Annotated in this window: 20 protein-coding genes; 10 read left to right on the forward strand and 10 right to left on the reverse strand. The window is 70.8% G+C overall.

Annotated elements, in window-relative coordinates:
* Positions 1-3 precede the first annotated feature (3 nt).
* Entirely contained in the window at positions 4-1194 is a 1191-nt protein-coding gene (locus AB0J88_RS29850; RefSeq protein ID WP_364349611.1) for a CapA family protein, read from the reverse strand.
* 169 nt (positions 1195-1363) lie between these two features.
* Between AB0J88_RS29850 and AB0J88_RS29855 the strand changes: the two genes are divergently transcribed.
* Entirely contained in the window at positions 1364-3109 is a 1746-nt protein-coding gene (locus AB0J88_RS29855; RefSeq protein WP_364349608.1) for a hypothetical protein, read from the forward strand.
* A 30-nt stretch (positions 3110-3139) separates the two neighbouring features.
* On the opposite strand, the gene AB0J88_RS29860 is transcribed toward AB0J88_RS29855, so the two are convergent.
* From AB0J88_RS29860 to AB0J88_RS29880, 5 genes are all read right to left on the reverse strand, one after another.
* Positions 3140-3742, reverse strand: coding sequence for a CatB-related O-acetyltransferase (locus tag AB0J88_RS29860; protein WP_364350963.1), 603 nt, complete (start codon positions 3740-3742; stop codon positions 3140-3142).
* A gap of 64 nt (positions 3743-3806) precedes the next feature.
* Positions 3807-4847, reverse strand: a complete 1041-nt coding sequence (locus tag AB0J88_RS29865) for an ABC transporter ATP-binding protein (protein WP_364349605.1) — start codon at positions 4845-4847, stop codon at positions 3807-3809.
* Positions 4844-5647: an ABC transporter permease subunit gene (locus AB0J88_RS29870; protein WP_364349602.1), complete on the reverse strand. Its 804-nt coding sequence runs from the start codon at positions 5645-5647 to the stop codon at positions 4844-4846. The genes AB0J88_RS29865 and AB0J88_RS29870 overlap by 4 nt, the downstream gene beginning before the upstream one ends.
* Positions 5635-6540 carry an ABC transporter permease subunit gene (locus AB0J88_RS29875; RefSeq protein WP_364349599.1) on the reverse strand — a complete coding sequence of 302 codons (906 nt, stop codon included), beginning with the start codon at positions 6538-6540 and terminating at the stop codon, positions 5635-5637. The genes AB0J88_RS29870 and AB0J88_RS29875 overlap by 13 nt, the downstream gene beginning before the upstream one ends.
* A 3-nt stretch (positions 6541-6543) precedes the next feature.
* A complete protein-coding gene (locus AB0J88_RS29880; protein WP_364349597.1) occupies positions 6544-7674 on the reverse strand; it encodes an ABC transporter substrate-binding protein in 1131 nt (376 codons plus the stop codon).
* 244 nt (positions 7675-7918) lie between these two features.
* On the opposite strand from AB0J88_RS29880, the gene AB0J88_RS29885 reads away from it, so the two are divergent.
* Positions 7919-8296, forward strand: coding sequence for a hypothetical protein (locus tag AB0J88_RS29885; protein ID WP_364349595.1), 378 nt, complete (start codon positions 7919-7921; stop codon positions 8294-8296).
* 44 nt (positions 8297-8340) lie between these two features.
* Here AB0J88_RS29885 and AB0J88_RS29890 read toward each other — a convergent pair whose 3' ends face one another.
* A complete protein-coding gene (locus tag AB0J88_RS29890; protein ID WP_364349593.1) occupies positions 8341-9069 on the reverse strand; it encodes a TetR/AcrR family transcriptional regulator C-terminal domain-containing protein in 729 nt (242 codons plus the stop codon).
* Between the two features lie 89 nt (positions 9070-9158).
* Between AB0J88_RS29890 and AB0J88_RS29895 the strand changes: the two genes are divergently transcribed.
* The 3 genes from AB0J88_RS29895 to lipB all read left to right on the forward strand — a co-directional run bounded on the left by AB0J88_RS29895 (position 9159) and on the right by lipB (position 11500).
* Positions 9159-10142 carry an NAD(P)-dependent alcohol dehydrogenase gene (locus AB0J88_RS29895; RefSeq protein ID WP_364349591.1) on the forward strand — a complete coding sequence of 328 codons (984 nt, stop codon included), beginning with the start codon at positions 9159-9161 and terminating at the stop codon, positions 10140-10142.
* Positions 10143-10162: 20 nt separating this feature from the next.
* Entirely contained in the window at positions 10163-10786 is a 624-nt protein-coding gene (locus AB0J88_RS29900) for a DUF2306 domain-containing protein (RefSeq protein WP_364738068.1), read from the forward strand.
* 63 nt (positions 10787-10849) lie between these two features.
* A complete protein-coding gene (gene lipB, locus AB0J88_RS29905; RefSeq protein ID WP_364349585.1) occupies positions 10850-11500 on the forward strand; it encodes a lipoyl(octanoyl) transferase LipB in 651 nt (216 codons plus the stop codon).
* A 3-nt stretch (positions 11501-11503) separates the two neighbouring features.
* Here the strand turns inward: lipB and AB0J88_RS29910 are convergent, their stop codons facing one another.
* The gene (locus AB0J88_RS29910; RefSeq protein ID WP_364349582.1) at positions 11504-12139 is read right to left on the reverse strand and encodes an alpha-ketoglutarate-dependent dioxygenase AlkB; all 636 of its coding nucleotides are present in this window, start codon (positions 12137-12139) and stop codon (positions 11504-11506) included.
* A 67-nt stretch (positions 12140-12206) separates the two neighbouring features.
* Here AB0J88_RS29910 and AB0J88_RS29915 point away from each other — a divergent pair, with 67 nt between their 5' ends.
* Positions 12207-13193 carry a hypothetical protein gene (locus AB0J88_RS29915; protein WP_364349579.1) on the forward strand — a complete coding sequence of 329 codons (987 nt, stop codon included), beginning with the start codon at positions 12207-12209 and terminating at the stop codon, positions 13191-13193.
* Here AB0J88_RS29915 and AB0J88_RS29920 read toward each other — a convergent pair.
* Positions 13176-13868 carry a hypothetical protein gene (locus tag AB0J88_RS29920; protein ID WP_364349576.1) on the reverse strand — a complete coding sequence of 231 codons (693 nt, stop codon included), beginning with the start codon at positions 13866-13868 and terminating at the stop codon, positions 13176-13178. The two genes, AB0J88_RS29915 and AB0J88_RS29920, sit on opposite strands and share 18 nt — an antisense overlap.
* 82 nt (positions 13869-13950) lie before the next feature.
* Between AB0J88_RS29920 and AB0J88_RS29925 the strand changes: the two genes are divergently transcribed.
* The 4 genes from AB0J88_RS29925 to AB0J88_RS29940 all read left to right on the forward strand — a co-directional run bounded on the left by AB0J88_RS29925 (position 13951) and on the right by AB0J88_RS29940 (position 19992).
* Positions 13951-14196, forward strand: a complete 246-nt coding sequence (locus AB0J88_RS29925) for a hypothetical protein (RefSeq protein ID WP_364349573.1) — start codon at positions 13951-13953, stop codon at positions 14194-14196.
* On the forward strand, positions 14193-15698 hold the full coding sequence (locus tag AB0J88_RS29930; RefSeq protein ID WP_364349570.1) for a hypothetical protein: 1506 nt from the start codon (positions 14193-14195) through the stop codon (positions 15696-15698). The genes AB0J88_RS29925 and AB0J88_RS29930 overlap by 4 nt, the downstream gene beginning before the upstream one ends.
* Positions 15699-15980: 282 nt before the next feature.
* The gene (locus AB0J88_RS29935; RefSeq protein ID WP_364349567.1) at positions 15981-16913 is read left to right on the forward strand and encodes a hypothetical protein; all 933 of its coding nucleotides are present in this window, start codon (positions 15981-15983) and stop codon (positions 16911-16913) included.
* A 94-nt stretch (positions 16914-17007) separates the two neighbouring features.
* Positions 17008-19992 carry a BTAD domain-containing putative transcriptional regulator gene (locus AB0J88_RS29940; RefSeq protein ID WP_364349564.1) on the forward strand — a complete coding sequence of 995 codons (2985 nt, stop codon included), beginning with the start codon at positions 17008-17010 and terminating at the stop codon, positions 19990-19992.
* On the opposite strand, the gene AB0J88_RS29945 is transcribed toward AB0J88_RS29940, so the two are convergent.
* On the reverse strand, positions 19979-23419 hold the full coding sequence (locus AB0J88_RS29945; protein WP_364349561.1) for a ThuA domain-containing protein: 3441 nt from the start codon (positions 23417-23419) through the stop codon (positions 19979-19981). The two genes, AB0J88_RS29940 and AB0J88_RS29945, sit on opposite strands and share 14 nt — an antisense overlap.
* Between the last annotated feature and the right edge of the window lie 76 nt (positions 23420-23495).

Below are 23495 nucleotides of genomic sequence, written 5' to 3' on the forward strand. Positions count from 1 at the left end.
CTTTCACCGGACGACCACCAGGCCGGGAGCTGACACGTACCGCGCGGTCCGCCGCCACGACTCCCGGCAGGTGCGGCGCAGCGCGGCGGAGTTCCGCGGGCTCCGGGCACAGCGCGCGGCGTCGAGCACCCGCCCCGGTCGCCCACCGCCGAGCAGCATCCACGTCGGGAGCGCCTCGGCCCGGGAAACCTGGAACTTCCCTGGCGCCACCTCGGTGAGGGCGAAGCGAGCGATCACCCCGTCCCGGGTGTCGTTCGAGAAGTCCTGGCTGGAGACGTGGTTACCGAGTCCGTACGCGACCCATTCGGACCCGATCCGCTCGAACGGCTGCACGACGTGCGCGTGGTGACCGACGATCAGGTCGACGTCGGGCGAGCTGAGCACCTCGCGTGCCACGCGGCGCTGCATCGCGTCCGGCTGGTGTGCGTACTCGGTGCCCCAATGGATCGACGCGATCACGAACTCCGCGCCGGCCTGGCGAGCCCGATGGGCTTCCCGGCGCAGCGCCGCGACGCCGAGCTCGTTCGCGAGCCACGGCTTGTCCGCGGGTTCGCGCAGCCCGTTGAAGCTGAACGTGTAGGACACGTGGCCCACCCGCACCCCGGCGACGTCGTAGACGGTGGGACGCGCCGCCTCCACGGCGGTCCGTGCGGTGCCGGTGTGTGCGATGCCCGCGGCGTCGAGCGCGTCCAGGGTGCGTCTCACCCCCGGGGCTCCGCCGTCCAGGCTGTGGTTGGAGGCGGTGGAGCACGAGTCGTAGCCGGTGGTGCGCAGCGCCGGCGCGATCTGCGGCGGCACGGTGAAGATCGGATACCCGGTGAAGGGGCCGCCCGGCCGCCCGACCGGCGTTTCGAGGTGGCAGATCGCGAGGTCCGCATCCCTGACGACGGGGGCGACGTGCGTGAACAAGGGCGCGAAGTCGTAGCCACGGTGCCCGGCGGCGTTGGCCGCGTCCTGCCAAAGTCCAGAGTGGAGAAGCACGTCACCGCTGGCGACCAGCGTCAAAGTGCGCGGAACCCACGTGGTCGGCGACGGCGAAGCCGGGGGCGGCCACCGCGCGAACCGCGGCATGGACAGGGAGCCGCCGGGTTCCGGCACGGCGCGGGGCGTCCCGCTGACGGCGGTGGCCGGCCCACCCCACAACGAAAGGCCGACGACCAACAGCACCGCGATGCCCCCGCTCCGAAAGCGCATCTGAGCAGATTGTCGGACGACGCCACCATCGCGCAGCCCCGTCGAGGCCCGAAACGGCGCTCATGAGGTGACCAAATCCCAGCGATCGCGGCCACTTTCGGTGGGCGAGACCGAAAAGCGCCCTTCGGCTGATCGCTAGTGGTGGCTCGCGAATGACATCCTCTCCACCGTGGTCGTTACGGGGATTGCACCGACAAAGGTCGACGAGGTCCAGGCGCCGCTGAGCCCGCCGCCGGTGCCGCGGGCGCGGTGGTGGGCTCGGGTCTGGCACGAGTGGACGTTGGCCGTGCTCGGCGCGCTGGCCCTGGCGGCGGTGGTGACCTGGCCGACGCTGCGGCATCCGGCCAGCACGATCCCGTCGGACGTCGGCGACCCGACCATGCAGGCGTGGCAGATGGCCTGGTCAGGCCACGCGCTCTGGACCGACCCGCTGAGCCTGTGGCAGGCCAACGCCTTCCACCCGGAGGCGAACAGCTTCGCCTTCACCGACACCCTCCTGGGGTACGCCCCGGCGGGGCTGATCGGCAGCGGGCCGGTCGCCGCCCTGGTCCGCTACAACATCATCTTCGTGCTGGCGGTCGCGCTCGCGTTCGTCGGCGCGTACGCGCTGGTCCGGCAGCTCGGCGCGGGCCGGGTGGCCGGTGCCGTGGCAGGAGCCGCGTTCGCGTGCGCGCCCTGGCGGCTCGCTCAAGCCGGGCACCTCCAGGTGCTGTCGACCGGCGGGATCGCGCTGGCGTTGGCCATGCTCGCCCGAGGGCACGGCTGGTCGCTCCGGCACGGCTACCGCCCCGATCGGGTGCGTCCCGGCTGGGCGGTCGCCGGCTGGTGCGCCGCGGCCTGGCAGCTCTCGTTGGGCTTCGGCATCGGAGTTCCGTTCGGTTACGCCCTGGCCCTGGTCTGCGCCGTCGCGATCCTCGGCTGGCTGCGGCACCGGCCGCCGGTGACCCGCCGCCTGTTGCTCGCCAACGGCATCGGGCTGACGGTGTTCCTCGCCGTGGCCGCTTTCATGGCCCGCCCGTACCTGCGGGTCGCCGAGCAGTTCCCGTACGCCCGCCGCAGTTGGCAGGACCTGACCTGGACCTCGCCGCCGCTGCGTGGCTTCTTCACCTCGCCGGGCACCTCGATCGTGTGGGGCGACCTGTTCGCCGACGCCCGCGCGGACCTGGGCCATCGGGGTGAGGTGTCGCTGCTGCCCGGCTTCACCCTCTACGCGCTGGCGGCCCTCGGGCTCGTCCTGTCGATCTGGACACTGCGCCAGCGCCTGCTGCTCGGCGCCGCGGTCGTCGCGAGCATCGTGTTCGGGATGGGCACCCAAGGACCCGGGGGTGGCCGCCTCACGTACGGCCTGCTCTACGTGCTGCCCGGCTTCGACGGCATCCGCACTCCCGGCCGCCTCGTGATCTGGACGACGCTCCTGCTGTCGGTCCTGGCGGCGGGCGCGGTCACGGCGCTCGCCAAACGGGTCAGGTGGCAGCCGCTCGGGCTGGCCCTGGCCCTGCTGCCGCTGCTGGTCGTGGCCGAGGGCCTGAACACGACCCCGCACCCGGCCGTGCCCGCGGCACCGCCGGTGCTGGCCACCGCCGAGGCGCCGCTCCTGGTCCTGCCCACCGGCGCGACGATCGACGGCATCCCGATGCTGTGGACGACCGACCGGTTCCCGCCCATGGTCAACGGCGCGGCGGCGTTCACGCCACAACGGCAGGACGCCGCCCGCAAGGCGGCCCTCCACTTCCCGGACGCGTCGTCGGTGGCCGTGCTGAGGGCGACGGGGGTACGCAGCGTCGTGGTGGTGCGGGACGCGGTCGTCGGCACGCCGTACGAGGGAACGGTCTGGGGCACGACCAGCGGCCTCCCGCTGACCCGCGTCGACACTCCGGAGGCGGTCGTCTACCTGCTGGACCCGCTCGGGCGATGACCGTCTGGCAATACCTGCGCCAGGCAGGGGCTAACGGGGGGCGGCAGCCTCCAGAGCCTCGATCGAGCCCGACATGATCGTGCGTACGTGTTCCGTCAGGTGGTCCAGCGGCCAGTCCCACCAGGCGAGCGCGAGCAGGCGGGCGACCTCGTCCGGGCTGTAGCGCAGGCGGATGAGCTTCGCCGGGTTGCCGCCGACGATGCCGTAGTCCGGCACGTCGTCGACGACGACCGCGCCCGAGGCGATGATCGCGCCGCTGCCGATCCGGACACCGGGCATCACCATCGACCGGTAGCCGAACCAGACGTCGTTGCCCACCACGGTGTCGCCGCGCCCGGGCAGGCCGGTGATCAGGTCGAAGTGCTCGGCCCAGCTCCCGCCCATGATCGGGAACGGGAACGTCGACGGGCCGTCCATGCGGTGGTTGGCGCCGTTCATGATGAAACGGACGCCCTCACCGAGCGCACAGAACTTGCCGATCACCAGCCGCTCGGGACCGTAGTGGTAGAGCACGTTCCGCGTCTCGAACGCCGTCGGATCGTCCGGGTCGTCGTAGTACGAGAACTCCCCGACCGAGATCAGCGGCGACGTGACCAGTGGCTTGAGCAGCACCACCCGCGGCTGGTCGGGCATCGGGTGCAGCACGTTCGGGTCGGCCATCCGGAGCCTCCTCGTCGGGCGACATGACCGACCCAACCTACGCGGCCGAGACCACCACCGGGACCGGACGCAGGACGACCCGCACCGCCGTGCCGGCCGGCAGCTCGGGCAGCCGCGCGCTGGCCAGCTGAGCGACCACGAGCACGTCGCCCGGCAGGGCCACCGTCACCCGGGCCAGCGGGCCGAGGAAGCTCACCGCGACCACCCGTCCCACGCCGTCGGCGTCGGCCGTCACATCGACCGACTCGGGGCGCACCAACGCGGTCGCCGGTCCATCGTGGACCGCGGCTCCCCCGACCAGCGGGAGCTTGGCGTCGAGCACCTCGACGACGTCACCGGTGACCCGGCCGGCGAGCCGGTTGCTCAGGCCGACGAACTCGGCCACGAACGGCGTAGCCGGGCTGCGGTAGATGTCCTCCGGCGAGCCGATCTGCTCCAGTTGCCCGGCCCGCATGACACCGACGCGGTCGGCGATGGCCAGTGCCTCCTCCTGGTCGTGCGTCACGAACAGGGTCGTGGTGCCGACCTCGAGCTGGATGCGGCGGATCTCCTCCCGCAGCTGCACCCGGACCTTGGCGTCGAGCGCCGAGAGCGGCTCGTCAAGCAGCAGCACCGACGGCTCGAACGCCAACGCCCGCGCCAGGGCCACCCGCTGCTGCTGGCCGCCGGAGAGCTGCTGCGGATAGCGACCCGCGTGGGCTCCGATGCCGACGAGGTCGAGCATCTCCTGGGACCGCTTGCGCCGGGCCGTCGCGCTCTGGCGACGCAGCCGCAGGCCGAACTCCACGTTCTCGATCGCGGTCAGGTGCGGGAACAGGCTGTAGGCCTGGAACACCATGCCCATGCCGCGCTTGTTGGCCGGCACGTTCGCGATGTCCCTGCCGCCCACGATGATGCGGCCCGAGTCCGCGTCCTCGAGACCGGCCAGGATGCGCAGGGCCGTGGTCTTGCCACAACCCGACGGCCCGAGCAGCGCCACGAGCTCGCCCGGCGCGAGGTCGAGGTCGAGCCCGTCGAGGGCATGCACGTTTCCGAACTGGCGGCGCAGGGCCTCGAGGCGTACCCCGGACGACGTCACGATGTCTTCCTTTCCCGATTGCGCCTGCGACCGGCGAAGGAGAGCAGGAACAGCAGTACGAACGCGAGGACCAGCGCCGCGAGCGACACCGCGACCGACATCGTCGCGCTGCTCTTGCCGAGCTGGTTGATGGCGACCTGGATGTTGTCGCGGTTGAGCAGGGACGCGATCGTGAACTCGCCCAGCACGAGGGCGACCGTCAGGAACGCGGCGGAGAGCACGGCGGAGCGGATGTTCGGCAGGACCACCCGCCACATGACCGTCGCCCAGCTCGAGCCGAGGCTGCGGGCGGCCTCCGACAGGGTCCGCACGTCGATCGCCGACAGCCCGGCGTCGATCGAGCGATAGGCGAAGGGCAGGGCGAGGACGGTGTACGCGAGGAAGAGCGTCACCGACGATCCGCCGACGAAGTAGACGACCCAGGCGTACACCGGTGCCAGGCCGACGACCAGCACGATGGCCGGGATGGTCAACGGCAGCAGGCTGACGAACTCGACGACCCGACGCAGCCGCGGCAGCCGCAGGCGCACCCAGACCACGGTCGGCACGAGGAGCACCAGGGTCAGCGCGACCGACAGGAGCACCAGCCAGAACGAGGCCTTCATGCCGGTCCACAGGATCGGGTACGTCTCGCCGAGCTCCCTCCAGTTGAAGAAGACCTGCCAGGTGTCCCACGAGTCCCGGGTGGTGAACTCGAACATCGCGACGAGCGGCAGCAGGAACAGCACCGCGAACAGCGCGACGACGACCCAGCGCAGAACCCGCTGCCGACGGGCCCTGCGGCGCACTAGTCCAGCCATCGTGCCGTCCTTCGCTGTAGCAGGCCGTAGAGCCACATGACGAGCGCGACGACGAGGACCATGCCCAGCGCCATCGCCTTGCCGAGGTTCTCGCGGCCGAGGAGCACCTCGCTGGTCAGCGCCGAGCGGATCTGCAGCGGCACGATCGGGCTGCCCTGGCTGACCAGGGCGGCCGCGGTCGCGTACGCGGAGAACGCGTTGGCGAACAACAGCAGGGTGGAGCCGATGAACGCGGGCGCGAGCAGGGGTGCCGCCACGCGCCGCCAGTAGTACCAGGTCGACCCGCCCAGGCTCTCGGTCGCTTCGCGCCACTGTGGACGGATGCCGTCGAGTGCCGGCAGGAACACGATGACCATCAAGGGCACCTGGAAGTACGTGTAGACGAGGACCAGGCCGGGCAGGTCGTAGAGCCACACGCCGCCCGAGAAGATGTCGATGCCGAGCGAGTCCTTGAGGAACACCGTGACGAAGCCGGAGAGCCCGATCGTCGCGATGAAGGCGAACGCCAGCGTCACGCCGCCGAACTGGGCCAGCACCCCGCACGCCGAGGTGACCAGCCGGCGCACCAGGCTGTCCGGTCCGGCGGTCACCACCGCGTACGCGACCAGCGCACCGATCACCGCACCGAGGATCGCCGTCACGGCCGACAGCGTGATGCTGCGGACGAAGGCCTCGACGATGTAGTCGTCCGCCAGCGCCGAGATGTTCTCGAACGTGGGACGGCCGTCGTCGCCGGCGAACGCCCCGACGACCACCACGATCGTCGGGACGAACAGGAAGACGGCGACGTACACGAAGAACGGCACGACACCCAGCGCGTCGCGGTGCGGCCACCGGCGGCGCCGACCACCCCGTACAACGGTGGTGGTCGGCGTCTCGATCTCGTCGAGCATCGGCTAACCGATGGCCTTGGCCCAGTTGGCGGCAAGGTAGTCGTTGGCCGACTTGGTCTGGGCGTCGGTCAGGAAGACCGGGGTGCCGTTGACCGCGGGCAGCGCGTCGAACAGGGTCTTGTCGAGCGTGCCGGCCTTCGTCATGGCGTCGGCGCGCACCGGGCGGGCGCCACCCTTGAGCCACAGGTTCTGGCCCTCGTCGCTGTAGAGGAACTCCTGCCAGAGCCGGGCGGCCGCGGGGTGCGGGGCGTCCGCGCTGATGGCCTGCACGTAGTACGAGCCGAGCACCGCGTTCGCCGGAACGACGGTCTTCCACTCGACCTTGCCCTTGAGCTTGGCGCCCTGGGCCACGTTCAGGTAGTCCCAGTCGAAGACGACCGGGGTCTGGCCCGACTCGATCGTCGCCGGGGTCGGGTCGAGGGGCAGGAAGTTGCCGGCCTTCTTCATCGCACCGAAGAAGTCGACGCCCTTGGAGATGTCGTCGGCGGAGCCGCCGCTGCCCAGCGCGGCCGCGACGACGCCGTTGAACGCCGCGCCGGCCTGCGTCGGGTCACCGTTGAGGGCGACCTTTCCCTTGTACGCCGAGCCGAGCAGGTCGGCGATGCTCGTGGGAGCCGGCACCTTCGACGAGTCGTACCCGATCGACATGTAGCCGCCGTAGTCGTTGACCCACGTGCCGCTGGCGTCCTTGAGCGCGGCCGGGATGTCGTCCCAGGTCGTCACCTTGTACGGGGCGAACGACGCGGTGTTGGCCAGCGCGACGGCCGAGCCGAGGTCGAACACGTCCGGCGCGCCGCCCTGGCCCTTGAGCTGCTTGGCGGCGTTGATCTCGTCCTGGCTGGAGGCGTCCGGCTGGGCCGAGTTCACCTTGATGCCGTACTTCGTGGTGAAAGCCTGGATGATCTCGCCGTAGTTGGCCCAGTCCGGCGGCAGCGCGATGACGTTGAGCGCCCCCTCCTTCTTGGCCGCCTCGACGAGCTTGTCCATCCCACCGAGGGCGGCGGCGTTCTGCGCCTTCGCCGCGTCACTCGCGGCGGCCTCGTTGTTGCTGGACGGAGGGGAACACGCGGTCAGACCGACCATCGCGGCGGCAACCGCGACCAGGGCGGTCCCGCGGGTAATCGAGAATCGCACGGATCCTCCCTTCTCGCCGATCCGTCGCTGGACCGGCCTCGTAGATTTCTTCGCCGGCATGATCATGCGTGGGGGGTGATTGCGGGCAACGCAACAGCGGAAGGCCGCACTGTTGCGATTGGGTGGCCAGGCCCTTCTCACACCCGCTCTGGGGGCAGGATGGGCGAAACGTGCTTGTCCGTCACCCCGGGCTGTGAGCATCCGAGCCCATGTGACTCGCCCGCCGAACCAGCATCCTGAGCCGATGCGGTGGAAGTTCGATCCGTTACTGTTCGTCCAACTCGGCGCGCTGTGGTTCCTCGGCGGGATGCTCATGCCGTCCGCCGTCGGGCCACTCGCCCTCGCGCTGTTCGGCGGAGCGCTCTATGTCGGCATCGCCCTGCTGATCGGTCTGTCGCTGCTGGTCGGATACCTCTGGGCAGTCGTCACGTTGACCGCGCGGGTCAGTCGCCTCGGTGCGACCGTCCCTTCCCGCCTGCTCTGGGTGGTCGTCATCGACTCACCGTTGGCGTCGGCCGAGTGTTTCCAGGAACCGGGTGGCGCGAGGGTGGCGTGTCCGTCGATCGCGAGCTGCTGCGGCGCACCGCTCTGGCCGCCCGCCCGGCGACCGACGCCGAGCTGATGCGCGCCCTGCCGGCCCCGCCGCCGGAGGACCATTTCGACCGGCTACGCGGGTGGTTGCGTGCCCACATGTGACGTCCAGCCCTGTTGCCGCAACCGTTCGATGCCGTCCAGCAGCAGGTCCAGCGCGAACTCGAACTCGAACTGGTCGTCGCAGCCCGGCCCGACGACCGACGCGTCGTCGTGGGACGCCGCACCGGCGATCGCGGCCAGGTGCGGGAACGCGGCTGCCGCTTCGGCCGGGAAGCCCGCCGGTGGCTCGGGATCGGCCGGCCCGGATCGCCCGGCGCGCCGCGCGTCGTCGAACAGCTCCTGGCTGAAGCCCAGCATCCGGCTGCCCATCGCGTGCATCACATGGTGCGCGAGGTCGGTGGAGAACCCGCCGCGGTCGCGGAGGATCCCGACCATCGAGTTGAGGTAGCCGAGGATCGCCGGGGTCGCCTGGTTGCGCGTCTCGATCGCGATCGGCGCCCAGGGGTGGCGGAGCAGCGCCTCCCGCGCCGAGAGGATGCGCCGGCGGACCACGCGCTTCCAGTCGGCGTCGGACACGGGCGGGTCGATCTCGCCGACGACCACGTCGATCATGCCGTCGAGCAGCTCGTCCTTGTTGGCGACGTGCTTGTAGAGGGCCATCGGCACGACGCCGAGATCCTGGGCGAGTTTGCGCATGCTGAGGGATTCGATGCCGGCCTCGTCGGCCAGCGCGACGGCCGCGCGCAGGACGCGGTCCCTGCTCAGCGGCGTCCGGCGCAGCGTCTCGACCTGCTCAGCCATTTCGAAACCTTAACCGCATTGACAGGTGTACGCCGTACACCTACCTTGTTCCTCAAGGAGGTGTACACCGTACACCCGGGGAGGGAGTCATGAAAGCCATCGTTCAGAATCGATACGGCCCACCGTCCGTCCTCGCGCTCGCCGACGTCGCGACGCCAACTCCGGCGGCCGGCGAGGTGCTGGTGCGGGTCGAGGCCGCGGCGCTCAACGCGTACGACTGGCATGTCATGCGGGGTGACCCCAGGCTCGCGCGGCTGTCGATCGGCCGGTCCGGGCCGCGGGCTCGGATCCGCGGTCGCGACTTCGCCGGCCGGGTCTCGGCGGTCGGCGCGGGTGTCCAGCGGCTGCGACCGGGCGACGCCGTCTTCGGCGACCTCGGCGACGCCAACGGGGCGTTCGCTGAATACGTGCGCGTGCCCGAGTCCATGGTCGCGTCGGCACCCTCGAACCTGACGCCGCAGCAGGCGGCCGCACTGCCGTTGGCCGGCGTCACCGCGTTGCTCGGCCTGCGCGACGTCTCGTCCGGTCAGCAGGTCTTGATAAACGGGGCGTCCGGTGGGGTCGGCACCCTGGCGGTCCAACTGGCCAAAGCGTTCGGCGCGACCGTGACCGCGGTGTGCAGCACCCGCAACGTCGACCTGGTGCGCTCGCTCGGGGCTGACGACGTCGTCGACTACACGCGCGCGGACTTCACCCGCGCCGGCCGGCACGACGTCGTGCTCGACCTGGTCGGCAATCGCTCACTGACCGCGCTCCGGCGAGCGCTGACTCCGCGCGGCACCCTCGTCCTGTCCGGCGGGGGCGTCTACCGGGGCGGCAGCCTGGTCGGCCCGGTCTGGCTCATCGCCCGAGGTCGGCTGCTCGCGCCGTTCGTGCGCCAACGCATCGTGGTCCCCGCGGCCACTCCCAGCCGGGAGCACCTCGAAACGCTCCGCGCCCACGCCGAAGCCGGCCGGCTCACCCCGGTCATCGACCGGACCTATCCGCTGGCCGAGGTGCCGGAAGCCATCCGCTACCTGGAGACCGAGCACGCCCGGGCCAAGGTCGTCATCACGCTGGACGCCGCGTCATGACCAGGAGCTGGCGCCTCCCAGTGGCGTTGATCGTCCTCACGCTGATCCCGGTCATCGCCGGGTCCGTGCGATTGCTCGAATTGGCCGGCGGCCCGCAACTGCTGCCGAGCAACCCTCGCGTGGACGCCTCCCCGGCGCCGGTTGTGGTGCACATCGTCGCGGCGGTCGTCTACGCGTTCCTCGGCGCGTTCCAGTTCTCGTCCCGCTTGCGCCGCCGCCGCCCGGCCTGGCACCGCAGGTCCGGCCGGGTGCTGGTCGGGGCCGGGCTGCTGGTGGCCGGCTCCGGGATCTGGATGACGCTGTTCTACCCGAACGCCCCGGGTGGCGACCTGCTGTGGGGCGTGCGGCTGGTGGTCGGCTCGGCCATGGGGGCGGCCATCGTCCTGGGTTTCGCGGCAATCCGCCGTCGCGACATCGCCGCCCACCGCGCCTGGATGATCCGTGCTTATGCGTTGGCGGTCGCGGCCGGCACCCAGGTCTTCACCGGGAGCGTCGGGGAGGGCCTGTTCGGCACGAGCGACCTGACCACCGCCATCTCGATCTCGATGGGCTGGGTCATCAACGCGGCCGTCGCCGAGTGGGCCATCCGCCGAGCACCGACCTTCACGGCCCGCCGCCGTCGCGCGTGGGCCGCGCGCGCCTGAGGATCGCGAGCCGTGGCGGCCGTCACGGCGGTCAACGCCGGCCGGCGGAGCAGGATGGAGACGATGACAACGTCGCTTACGGCACCGCACCGGGTCGACCTCGGCGAAGTGCCCTACGAACAAGCCGTCGACGACATGCGGGGCTGGGTCGAGCAGCGCCGGGCCGGCGCGGCGCCAGATCGGCTGTTCCTGCTCACCCACCCGCCGGTGATCACCTACGGCAGGCACACGCCGCCGGAGGACCTGCCCGCGGACTCCGGTTGGTTGCCGGTGGTGGCCGTCGACCGAGGTGGGTACGCGACCTACCACGGTCCCGGGCAACTGGTCGGATACCTCGTCATGAACCTGCGCGAGCGGGGACCCGCCGATGTCGTCCGCTGGCTGGAGAACGCACTGATCGAGGCGATCGCCGAGCTCGGCTTCGCCACCGTCCGCCGGGATACGCCGAAGGGCGCCGACAGCCTGGTCGGGGTATGGACCCCCGACCACGCCAAGGTCGCCTCGATCGGCATGCGGATCGGTGGGGGCATCACGAGCCACGGTTTCGCGCTCAACATCGACCCCGACCTCACCGTGTTCGACCGGTTCACCGCCTGCCGACTCGACGGCGTGCGGATGACCTCGCTGCGCGAGATCGCCGAGACCCAGGGCCGCGCCCTGCCCTCGGAGGCCACCATCCGCGACGCCGTCGCGAAGCACCTCGGCTGCCGGTGACGCTCAGCTGACCCCGACGGGCCGGAACTGGACGCTGACGCGCGGGCCGACCTTCTTGGCGGTCTTCGGGATCGCGTGCTCCCACGTGCGCTGGCACGAACCGCCCATCACCACCAGGTCGCCGTGGCCGAGGGGGAACCGCAGGCTGTCGGCGCCGCCGCCGCGTGGGCGCAGCAGCAGCGGGCGGGGTGAGCCGAAGGAGACGATCGCGACCAGGGTGTCCTGGCTCGACGAGCGGCCGGTTGTGTCGCCGTGCCACGCCACGCTGTCGCGGCCGTCGCGGTAGAGGCACATGCCCGTCGTCACGAACGGCTCGCCGAGCTCCGCGGCGTAGTAGGCGGTCAGCTGCTCGCGGGCCGACGTGAGCAGTGGATGCGGCAGCTCCTCGTCGGCGTCGTACCAGCGCAGCAGGCGTGGCACGTCGACCTCACGCTCGTACATCTCGCGGCGTTCGGCTCGCCAACCGATGTCTCCGAGCAGCGTCTCCAGGATGACTTCGGAGCCGTCGACCCAGCCGGGCAGGTGGTCGACCCAGGCACCCCGGGTGAGCTGGGTGCGCTGGACGCGACCGTCGAGCTGGCCGAGCGTCGGCTCCTCGACCAGGTCGAACATCGATGGCTGATGGGCGATGCCGTGCATAACCGCAGCGTAGCGCGGGTTAGCACAACAGTGCTAACGGGTTGCTTGATCCATTAAGTTGAACCTCGTGATCACCGAGACACGGGTCGACGCGGAGACCGGCGAATGGCGCCTGAGCGCGCCACGACGGGCGCAGCGGCCGGACGACGCGCGGCGGGCTTCAACCGGCTGTCCGTTCTGTCCGGGTCATGAGGACCAGACGCCGCCCGAGCGGTTGCGGGTGCCGGCCGCCGGGGACGGGGCCTGGCGGGTCCGGGGGTTCGCGAACAAATACCCGATCGTGAGCCCGGCCGCCGACCTCGAGACCGCGACCGGGCTGTTCCCGAGGTTCCCGGCGACCGGCGACCACGAGGTGCTGGTCGAGTCGCCGGACCACGACTGGGACCTGCGCCTGGCCACGCACGAGCAGGCGCTCGAAGTGCTGGGCGCCCTCCGGGAGCGGTCCCGGGCGCTGAGCGGGCCGCGACCCGCCGCGGTCGTGGTGTTCCGCAACTACGGCGTCGCGGCCGGGGCGTCGTTGCGGCACCCGCACAGCCAGCTCGTCGCCCTCGACCAGGCGCCGCCCGGGCTGATGGGGCGGTGGCGGCTGGCCCGTGGGCACTACACCGACACCGGGCGCCGGCTGGTCGACGACCTGGCCGCCGCCGAGCGGGCGGCGGGCGAGCGGGTGGTCGCCGACAACGGAGTGCTGGTCTATCAGCCGTACGCGTCGGCCGTGCCGCATCAGACCGTCCTCGTGCCCGGCGACGGCCGCGGCACCCTCGCGGACGCCACCGACGACGGGCTCGCGGCGGTCGCCCGGATCCTGCCGCCGCTGCTGCGCGGTCTGGCGGAGGTGCTCGACAATCCGGCGTACAACCTGGTCGTCCACGCCGGACCGTCTGATGTGGAGGGCAAGGAGGTGGCGCGCTGGTGGCAGTGGCACGTCGAGATCCACCCGCGCACGACCACGTTCGCGGGGCTGGAGCTGGCCACCGGGCTGCTGGTCAACCCCGGCCGGCCCGAGGAGACCGCGCCGGAGCTGGCCAAGGCCGTGTCAGCCGGCGGTCGGTAGCCGCTGCGCCCGGTAGCCGGTGCGGAAGAAGCCGCGCACCGTGCGCCCGCCGATGCCGAGGTTGTGCGTGAACGTCGCCGGGCTGGCGCCGGCCTGGAACGTGATCGCGATGTCGTCGCGCCTGCCGCGGTTGGGGTCGTAGACGCGGACCGTGACGGCATTTCCGTTGCTCGTGTACGCGTACGCCAGCACCTGGTGGTTGAGCGCCAGGTCCTTGGGCTGTCGGGACGACACGGTGATCACGCCGAGGGGCACCGGTGAGCCGCGGTCGAGCTCGGTGCGGATGCTCGGCCACTCGCCGCTGATCGTGCGGTAGGCGATGCCGCGCCGGGTCAGCAACGGCCGGCCGAAGAGCTGGAACGTCGGTGAGTCGGTGTCCGGCATGCCCATCCACTCGTAGTACTTGGCAACGCCGCCGGGCAGCCGCCAGGACTCGAGGAGCCGACGCACGATGAACGAGTAGAGCGGGGTGCCCAACGGCGGGCGGCTGGCGGGCGGTTGCCGGCCCGCGTTCCAGTAGTCGAGCGCGGCGAACACCATGCCACCGCAGAGGCCCCCGTTGGCCTTGCCGAACGGCACGTCCCCGAACGGGGTGGGCACGACGACGGCCGGTTGGGCGGGCCACACGTTGTCGAACGTGAAGCCGTGTCGTGACGGCAGGAAGTTATCCGGCACCTTCCCTCCCTCGACGGTTGTCCACAGGGGTCGCCCAGCGGCGGCGCTTTCTCTAGATTGAGCCGGGACGATTGGAGATGCAATGGCGCGGGCGCGACTCGATCAGGAGTGGACAGACGGCGACGGCGTCAAACATCCGGCCGGCAGCGTCGTCGAGGTCGACGACGAGACCCTCGTCCGGTTGGTCCGCGACGGCCTGGCGGCCGAAGCGCCGGAGCGCTGGCCCGGCGCGACCGTGGCCGGCGACGACGAGCAGCCCGACCGCGGCTGGATCGGGCCGACCTTCACCGACGACGGCGACCCGCAGGGAGACGACCCGACCCGATGAGCCCGGTGGCGTTCAGCATCGACGACGTCGGCGCGCTGGCCGACACGATCAGCAAGGCGACGCTGGCCGCCGCCGCGGTCGTCGCCGTCGTGGTGATCCTGGTCGGGCTGTCCCGGGCAATCCGCGAGCGGCTGCGCCAGCAGTTGGTCATCAACGACACCGCCCCACTGCCGGCGGCCATCGCGGGCAGCGAGGGCGAGGCGCTGACGCTGTCACCCTGGTTGCGGCAACGGGTTCAGGCGGCTCTCGCCGACGAGGCGGCGGCCGCCCGAGGCATCGTCGACGACGTGTTCCAGCGCGACGTGGCGCTGCGCCGACTCCCGGCCGAGATCGCGATCAAGGACGACACCGAGCCGATCACCTCGGCGGCCAAGGACACGATGGCGACCGTGGCCAGCGGCCTGCGCGCCGTCGCGCCAGGCCAGGCCGACGGCATCCTCGGCGCGCTCAGCTCCGCGCTGCCCAGCCCGCGTGGCTGCCTGGTGCAGACCGCGCCGCTGCTGCGCGGTGACGCCGGCAACCAGCGGCTCGGCCTCGCCATCGAGCTGCACGAGCTCGACGGCTCGCCGATCGCGGCGACCACGCTCTGGGAGCCGCTCGGCACCGACCCTTCTGGACAGTCGTGGCAGGAGCGGCTGGTCGCGCTGATCGAGCCCGCCGCACACTGGGTCGCCCTCCGACTGGTCGCCCGCCGCTTGCGCGCGATGCCGGCCGGAGGGCTGCGGGTGCCGTGGCTGAGCCGCCGACGCTCGCTGACCACCCGGCTCGAGCTGCAACGGATGCTGGCGGCGGCGCTGACCCTCGACGCGATGAAGGAGTTCGCGGGCCACACGCTGGCCTTCGGCGCGGAGGCACTCGACGACCTCGACCAGGTCGGCTTCGCGCTGCGCGCCTACCACCGCCCGGCGGCAATCCGGGGTGCCGTCCAGGAACGGCTCGGCTTCGCCTATCGCCTGGAAAACGTCGAGACCAAGGCGCGGCGGGCGTTCCTCGACGCGAGCGAGAGCTGGGCCGAGGCGGAGCAGCGGCTGGTCACCAACCCGGGTGACAACGCGGGCTCGACCACCGAGACAGCGCTGGCCGACGAGCGCGAGCGGCATCGCGTACGCCGGTTGAAGTGCGCCCTGCTCTCCGGCGATCTTGCGGCCACCTCGGTCGCGGCCGAGGAGCTACGCGACCAACCACCGAAGGCCGCCGGCGACGCGCGCACGCTCTACGCCATCGCCTGCCTCTACTCGTGTGCCGCCGAACGCGTCGAGAAGGCCGCCTACCTGCCGCTGGCGTGGTCCTACCTCGGCCGTGCGCTGCTGGCCGCGACCGAAGATCTCATGTGGGACCAGGCCCGCTCCGATCCCGAGCTGGCGTTCCTGGTCGAGCGGCAACGCTTCGTCGACGACCTCAACCACACCTGGGCGGTACGCCGCCGCAGGAAGGCGCCGCCGCTGCTCGTCAACGAAGCCGACGCGCTGGTGCTGGCCGCGGTCGGCCGCCTGGCGGGGTGACTGCGACCGAGGCCAGGAGGGCGAAGGCGGCAGGCGCCCCACCGCGCATGTTCGACATCTTCCCGGCGACTGAGGAAGAGCCAGCGCGCGCCGCCTTCTTCACGGAGGTGCTCGTCCGGCCGGTGATACGTGACGGGTCGAGAAAGGCCTGACCGGCGGCAACAGCGGTTTGATCGGTGGCGACGGCCGTGCGCACGACGCCTCGAAAGCCCTGATCGACGGTCCCGTCGACGGGATAACGCGTCCTACGCTGGCGTTCGCACAGGGGAGGAGGCAATTGACGTGACGTTCAATCCCGCGGATCTGGTCGAGGTTCAGCGCGACGTGAAGGCGCTGGTCCACATCCCGTTCAACGCCCTGGGCATCCTGGGCGACACCGACCACGCCGACGGTGGCACCAGCTACCACCTCGGCCGGGACCAACTGCGCGACGACGCCTACTCGGTGACGCAGTCGCGCCGGGACAAGCACCCGACCAACGCCGCCAGCGCGTTCGACCTCGGCAACGAGTGGCGCTTCGAGGCGGCCAACGACGCGGCCGCGAAGAAGCGCGCGCAGAAGGCGTTCCTGCGGTTCAACCACCTCTACGTCGCGGCGCTCAAGGCCAAGGCGCCCGGCACCGAGGACATCCGGGAAATCATCTACACACCCGACGGGGACGAGGTCAAGACCTTCGACGTCCTGCAGATCCGCAGTGGCGGCGACCTCAACCACCGGACGCACACCCACACCAGCTTCTTCCGCGACAGTGAAGGCCGCCGCGACGGCGCGTACCGGAAACTCCTGCTGCGTCTGATCAATCAGGCGATCTCCGAAGAGGGCGATTTCATGGCAACCGTGAGGCAAAAAGACTGGGACGCGTTGATCTGGCGAGTGGAGGGACTGGCCGCCGGCCGGTCGAAGGTCGCCGGTGGACCGACGAAGAAGGCAGCGATCGGCGTCACCACCCGGCTGGAGGCGCTGGCCCTCAAGCTCGAGGCGGTCAGTAGGGCCGTGGCGTCCGTCGCACCCGATGTGGAGCGGCGGCTCCAGGACGACTTCAAGCGCATCGACGCCGACCAGGACGCCACCCTGGCCACCATCGAGGACATCGCCGCCGACGTGTCGCTGGACGGCCGGTTGCGCACCCTGCTCGACCAGCACGCCAGCGGCGAGATCGATGCCGACACGGTCGTGACCCAGATGCACGACCTGCTGACCGGCCCGACCGCCTGACGGCACCGCCCGCGTCCGACGGCCGCGGGCCAGGATCGCCAGCCGGTACGCTTCGCACGGCAAACGGTTGTCGATCGCGAGGCGTGAGGAGCAGATGCGCTTTCGGGTGCTGGGGACGCTCGAGATCAACGCCGGCCAGCAATGGGTCCGGCTCGATCGTCCCCGGCGGCGTGCGGTGCTGGCCTTCCTGCTGCTCGCGGCCAACCGTGCCGTCACCGTCGGCGAGCTGGCCGAGGCGATCTGGGGCGCGCTGCCGCCGTCGACCGCGCGCAGCCAGATCCAGAACGACGTGGCCGCGATCCGCAAGGTGCTGCTGGCATCCGGCCAGCCCGAGACCATCGTGACCACGACCGGCGGCTACCAGCTCGTCGCCGCGGCGGAGGACCTCGACCACCAGGTGTTCCGCCAGCGGGTGTCGGAGGCCGCCGACGCCGCCGATCGAGGCAGCTGGACGGCGGCGTCCCGCAAGCTGGGCGAGGCGGTGGCGTTGTGGCGCGGCACCGCGCTGGCCGACGTCGTCGCGGCCTTCGCCGGTCCGGCCCGGACGGTGCTGGAGGAGCAGCGGCTGGACGCGATCGAGCGGCTGGCCGAGGCCCGCATCAACGTCGGCTTCCCCGACGAGCAGATCCCGGTGTTACGTGAGCTCGTGGCCACGCATCCCGAGCGCGAGCGGCCGGCCGCGTTGCTGATGCTCGCCCTGCACCGCACCGGCCGGCGCACCGAGGCACTCGCGGTGGCGAGGGGGGTCCGGGCACATCTGCGCGAGCACCAGGGTCTGGATCCGTCGCAGCGGTTCCTCGACACCGAGCGGCACATCCTGCGCGACACAGGGGCCGCAGGGGACGGTGAGGACGGCGCCGAGGCGGTGCCGAGGTCATGGCTTCCCCGGCCACCCAACGGATTCATCGGCCGCGACGCGGTTGTCGCGCGGTTGACCACGTCGGTCGACAAACCGGACGAGGGCGACGAGAGCCTCGTCTGGATGATCGACGGGATGCCCGGGATCGGCAAGACGACGCTGGCCGTACACGCGGCGCGCATGGTCAAGAGCCGTTATCCGGACGGTCAGCTCTTCGTCGACCTACAGGGTCACGCCGAGGGATCGGCCCGGAAAACCAGCGTGGCGCTGGGAATCCTGCTCGACCAGCTGGGGTTCCCGGCCGCCGCTCTGCCACCCGGCCTGGACCGGCGGGCCGCACTGTGGCGCGCCGAACTGTCGCGCCGGCGGTGCGTGGTCGTGCTCGACAACGCCGCGAGCTCCGGACAGATCGCCCACCTGCTGCCGGACGCTCCCGGCAGTCTGGTCATCGTGACGAGCCGGGGGAGGCTGACCAACACCACGGGTGCGCGGGCCGAGTCGTTGCCAGTGCTCACGGGTGGTGAGGGCATCGACCTGCTGGCCGCGATCGTCGGCCGGGAACGGGTGGATGCCGAGCCGGAGGCCGCGGCCCAGATCGTCGAGTTGTGCGGGCATCATCCGTTGGCGTTGCGGTTGGCCGGTGCCCGGGTGCGCCGGCGCACGGCCTGGACCTTGGCCGACCTGGCGGCGCGGCTGCGGGAGGGCTCGGTGCTGTCGTACCTGGCCGCCGAGGACCGCACGGTGACGGCCGCGTTCAGCACGTCGTACGAGCGGCTGACCATCGGCGCACAGACCGCGTTCCGGGTCATCGGCGTCCTGCCCCTCGACGACGTGTCGGCCCACTCGGTCGCCGCGGCGACGGGTTGTGGCGTGGAGCAGGCGCGGCAGGATCTCGAAGCCCTGGCCGACGCCAATCTGCTGGTAGAGCACGACGTCGAGCGCTATCGGCTGCACGACCTGATGAAGAGCTACGCGGCCAGCCTGGCGAACGCGATCGACACCTGGGACGTTCGCGCGGGTTGGACAGCCAACTGCTACGGCTACTTCACGGCCGTGGCCGCGCTGAGCCTGTCTCCGGGCGAGGCTTCCAGCGGTGTCCTCCAGCACTTCGAGCAGGCTCCGACCCTTCGCCCCGAACTCGCTCCCAGCGACCCCGGCCCTGGTTGGTTCGGCGGTGAGCAGGCCAACCTGCTCAGCCTGATCCGTTCGGCTTCGGCGTCGGGTCACCACGACCGCGGCGGACAACTCGCGATGTCGATCTGGCGTCACCTCTTCAACAACAGCGCACTCGAAGAGATCGTCGAGACCCAGACAGTGGCGCTTGAGGCCGCTCGGACGGTGGGCAACGACGCCCTGGCCGCCGCCGCACACAACTATCTGGCCTCCGGGCACTTCACCATGGGCGAGGTGGCCGTGGCGGAGCGGCACCTGCTGGAGGCGATCGAGATCCGCCGTGCCATCGGCGACCAGCGGGGCTTCTACGTCAGCCGCAGCAACCTGGCGACGGTGTTCCTGGTTCAGGGCCGGGTCTCGGCCGCCGCCCGCATGCTGGAAGACGCCATCGCGCAGGACCTGGCCCTGGACATGACGGCAAGCTGGCTGACGATTCTGGGCATGTGTTACGCCCATCTGGGCCGGATGGACACGGCGGTGCGCACCGGCCGAACCGCCCTGTTCGTCGCCCGCCAGACCAAGGACCTGCGCAGGCTGCTCACCGCGCTGGCCGCTCTCGGTGCGACCCGGCTCCGCTTCGGTCAGCTCGAGCCGGCACATCGGATACTGCGCCTCTGTCTCGCGCTGCACCAGAGACAGCGGAACTTCGACGCGGCGGACGTCCTGAACGACCTGGGCAGCGTCTATCGCGGCCTCGGTCTGTACGACCTGGCCGAACAACACCACCGCCTGGCCCTGGACGCGTCCAGCTCGACCAGGACCAACCACGTGCGCACCACGGCCCTCAGCGACCTGGCGGAGACCCTGATCGCCGCGGGGAAGCCCGGTGCACTGGACGCGTTCGAGCAGGCGGAAAAGCTGGCCACGGCGATCGGGTACGTCCGCGAGCGCGCCCGAGCGTCACTCGGCATCGCGCGCTGCGTGGCCGAGACCGATCCCGAGCGAGCCCGGCAGCACCTGAAGCTGGCCCTGACCCTCTTCGAACAGTCCGAAGCGCCCGAGCGACACGAGGCCGCCCGCCGCCTGGAGCAACTCAGCTCACGGTGATCACCACGCTGCTCGAGTGGGTCGCGCCGACGCTGTCGGTCAGGGTCATCCAGGCGGTGTAGGTGCCCGGGCGGGAGTAGGCGTGGCTCGCCGTCGCCGCGTGGACGGACGCGGTGTTGTCGCCGAACTTCCACTCCCGGTCGACGATGGTGCGGCCCGGTGGTGGTGTCGACGTGCTGGCGAACGCCACCGTGAGCGGTCGGGTGCCGGTCGTCGGAGTGGCCGTGACGGTCAGCGTCGCTCCGGTCTCGACCTTGACGCCGCGGCCGTTGAACCGCAGCCAGTCCAGCGCCATGATGTCCGGGTCGCCGGTCTGGCCCGACTTCACGAACCGCAGATAGAGCGGGAACGTGCCGCCCGGGTTGGTCAGGGTGATCGACGGCGAGATCAGGTTGTCGTACCCACCGGTGCTGTTGATCGTCGCGGTGCCGATCAGCGTGCCGGTCGGTGACCCGGCGCGGAACTCGATCGTGCCGCCGGTGCCGCCGGATGACGCGCCGACCGTGACACCGCCGATGCCGGTCAGGTTGACGGGGCCGAGGTTGATCCAGTCGCCGTTGTCGAGGTCGCCGAGCCGCCGCCCGGCCTGGGCCGACGGCCGGTCGAGGATGCTGACCCCGGAGTGCGCGTCGAAGTGCTCGGCCTCCATGCTGCGCGGCTGCAACGCCACCTGCGTCGAGCCGGTCAACGCCGGAATGCCGCCGGTCGCGCCGGCGTCGGTGTATTGCGCGCTGACCAGTTGGTAGAGGTTGGCTCCCGGCCCGTGCCCGTCGCCGCCGCCCGACTCGGTGACCAGCGTGCCGGAACACCCGACGTAGTTGTCGAGCGGGTGGGCGTGGGCGTCGTGGCCGAGCAGGGTCTGCACGACGACCCGGCTGCAGTCGATGGTCGTGTCTTCCGGATCGTTGACCGTGACCGTGTACGGGATCCGGTCGCCGAACTCGAAGAAACCGCCGTGCGGGATGTTGATCGTGACGGTCGGCCGGGTGTTGCCGACAGTGATCTCCGTTGTGGCGAGCCCGGTCAGCCCGCCGGCGCCGGTGACGGTCAGCCGGGCGGTGTAGCGGCCGCGGGTGCTGTAGGTGTAGCTGGGGTTGGCGCTCGTCGAGTCCGTGGTGCCGTTGCCGTCGAAGTCCCAGGCATAGCTGATCGCCCCGGTCGAGCCGGCGCTGGAGAACGTCACGGCCAGGGGCGCGGCGCCCGAGTCCCGGTTCGCGGTCATGACGGCGACCGGTGGCACGCCGTTGGCGACGTAGTCGATGCGGTAGATGCCGGCGCCCTCGTTGGTGCCGCCGCGCCCGCTGCCGGAGCCGGCGCCGAAGTCCATGACGTAGAGCGAGCCGTCCGGCCCGAACTCCGCCTCGAAGGGCTGGATCCAGCTCATGCTGGTGAAGATCGTGTTGATCGACTGGAGTCCGCCGGCGGTGGTCGGTCCGAACCGCGGGTCACTGAACGTCTGCCCGGTCTGGTTGATCGACAGCGTCTTCCACCACTTGCGGGTCAGCTCGTAGACGATCCACTTGTTCTCGAAGTACTCGGGGAACTTCGACAGGCGCGGGTTCGCGGGGTCGTAGTCGTAGACCGGGCCGCCCATCGGGCCACCACCACCGGTGCCCACCTCGGGGAACTGGGTCGAGGCGGAGTAGGCGTACCAGACCAGTGCCGGGCGCGCGGGCGGCAGGTTCGTCAGGCCGGTGTTGTTGGGCGAGTTGTTGACGAGCGACGCGCAGTTGAAGACCGGGCCGGACGTCGAGGTCGCGAAGTTGTAGTCGTTGAACGGGGTGTTGTTGCCGATGCAGTACGGCCAGCCGTAGTTGCCGGCGCTGGTGATCCGGTTGAACTCGACCGTCCCCTCGGGGCCGCGGTTGGGGTTGGCCGCGGTCGCGTCGGGTCCGTAGTCGGCGACCATCACCGCGTTGGTGTGCGGGTCGACGGTGATCCGGAACGGGTTGCGCAACCCCATCGCATAGATCTCTGATCGGGTACGGGCGGTCCCGGGCGCGAACAGGTTGCCCGACGGAACCGTGTACGTGCCGTCCGCCTGCGGCCGGATTCGCAGGATCTTGCCGCGCAGGTCGTTGGTGTTGCCGGCGGTGCCCTGCGCGTCGAAGGCCCGGCGCCCGGAGCGCTCGTCGATCGGGGCGTATCCGCTCGACTCGAACGGGTCGGTGTTGTCGCCGATCCCCGCGTACAGGTTGCCGTCCTTGCCCATCGCGATCGAGCCGCCCATGTGCGAGTTGGCCCGGGCCTCGCCGCGCAGCGTAGGGATGGTGAGCAGCCGTTTCTCGGAGCTGAGCGCGATCGTCGACCCGGTCACCGTGAACCGGGAGAGGTTGAGCTGGTTGAGCGTCTTGTCCGACCAGAGCAGATAGAGCCAGTTGTTGGTCGCGAAGTTGTTGTCGATGGCGAGCCCGAGCAACCCGTCGGACTGGCTGGTCTGCGTCGGGGTGTACGCGAAGTCGATCAGCGTGGTCACCGCGAGCGTGCTCTGGTCGATCACCTTCACCGCGCCGGTTCGCTGGATGTAGAAGACGCGCCGGTCCGGTGCGACCGCCAACTCGAACGGGTCGGCGAGGTTCTGCGTCACCAGCGGCACCCGCTGGAACTTGTTGTTCTGGGTGGCGCTGCAGTCACCGGCGACCGCGCCGGCCGCCCACTCGATCCCGTAGCGCAGGTGGTCGAGGAAGAACGGCTCGCTGAACGACGAGATCGAGTGCCCGCCGGCGGTGAACCAGGACCGGCCGCCGTCGTAGTTCTGACACCACGAGTAGGCGTGGTCGACGCCCTCGTCGAGCCCGTTGATGCCGTCGCGCACCTTGATCTGCGCGAGGGTGTGCACCCGGCCGGTCGGGTTGGTGCGCCAGTTGTACCACTCCTCGCTGCGCTCCCAGAGCTCCGGCAGGTTCTTCGTCGAGGGGTGGGCTCGGTCGAGCACCTTGATCCGCCCGGGGAAGACGCCGCCGGTCGAAGTGAAGTCGGGGTGGAAGTCGAAGATCGTGCCGACCAGGCCGTCGTACCAGGTCCAGTCGCGCTCGCTCGCACTCGCCGCGTGGAGGCCGACCCAGCCACCGCCGGCCCGCACGAAGTTCTGCAGTGCGGTGCGCTGGGCCGCGTTGAGTAACGCGCCTGACTCGGGCGTCGAGTTGGTGTTGTTGAAAACCAGCGCGTCGAACCGAGCCAGATTGGCATCGGTGAACGCGGCGGCGTCGGTGGTCGCCTCGACCTCGAAGTTCTGCGCCGCCCCAAGCTGCTGCACAGCAGCGATCCCGGCGGGAATCGAGTCGTGATAGAAGTTCGTGACCTTGGAGAACACCAGCACCCGGAACCGCGGCGCGGCACTGGCGGGATCGGCCGGGCCGACGATCACTGTCAGCACCGCGAGCGCGAGTGCGGCGGCAAGAGCGATGACACGGCGAATGCGACTCATGCGGGCGCTCCCAAAGCAGGGGACGGGTGGGGATAGCGCAGTGCGTTCGCCGACTTGCTCAGAGTAGGGGCCTAAT

This window comes from Asanoa sp. NPDC049475 (genome assembly GCF_040676915.1).
Classification (GTDB): domain Bacteria; phylum Actinomycetota; class Actinomycetes; order Mycobacteriales; family Micromonosporaceae; genus Asanoa.

What these genes read in the sequence shown, in the direction of transcription:
- AB0J88_RS29860 (WP_364350963.1), bottom strand. Translation starts at nt 3,742, where the DNA reads ATGCCCGACCAGCCGCGGGTGGTGCTGCTCAAGCCACTGGTCACGTCG.
- AB0J88_RS29890 (WP_364349593.1), bottom strand. Translation starts at nt 9,069, where the DNA reads ATGGCTGAGCAGGTCGAGACGCTGCGCCGGACGCCGCTGAGCAGGGAC.
- AB0J88_RS29875 (WP_364349599.1), bottom strand. Translation starts at nt 6,540, where the DNA reads ATGCTCGACGAGATCGAGACGCCGACCACCACCGTTGTACGGGGTGGT.
- AB0J88_RS29945 (WP_364349561.1), bottom strand. Translation starts at nt 23,419, where the DNA reads ATGAGTCGCATTCGCCGTGTCATCGCTCTTGCCGCCGCACTCGCGCTC.
- AB0J88_RS29895 (WP_364349591.1), top strand. Translation starts at nt 9,159, where the DNA reads ATGAAAGCCATCGTTCAGAATCGATACGGCCCACCGTCCGTCCTCGCG.
- AB0J88_RS29930 (WP_364349570.1), top strand. Translation starts at nt 14,193, where the DNA reads ATGAGCCCGGTGGCGTTCAGCATCGACGACGTCGGCGCGCTGGCCGAC.
- AB0J88_RS29910 (WP_364349582.1), bottom strand. Translation starts at nt 12,139, where the DNA reads ATGCACGGCATCGCCCATCAGCCATCGATGTTCGACCTGGTCGAGGAG.
- AB0J88_RS29925 (WP_364349573.1), top strand. Translation starts at nt 13,951, where the DNA reads ATGGCGCGGGCGCGACTCGATCAGGAGTGGACAGACGGCGACGGCGTC.
- AB0J88_RS29885 (WP_364349595.1), top strand. Translation starts at nt 7,919, where the DNA reads ATGCGGTGGAAGTTCGATCCGTTACTGTTCGTCCAACTCGGCGCGCTG.
- AB0J88_RS29940 (WP_364349564.1), top strand. Translation starts at nt 17,008, where the DNA reads ATGCGCTTTCGGGTGCTGGGGACGCTCGAGATCAACGCCGGCCAGCAA.
- lipB (WP_364349585.1), top strand. Translation starts at nt 10,850, where the DNA reads ATGACAACGTCGCTTACGGCACCGCACCGGGTCGACCTCGGCGAAGTG.
- AB0J88_RS29850 (WP_364349611.1), bottom strand. Translation starts at nt 1,194, where the DNA reads ATGCGCTTTCGGAGCGGGGGCATCGCGGTGCTGTTGGTCGTCGGCCTT.
- AB0J88_RS29870 (WP_364349602.1), bottom strand. Translation starts at nt 5,647, where the DNA reads ATGGCTGGACTAGTGCGCCGCAGGGCCCGTCGGCAGCGGGTTCTGCGC.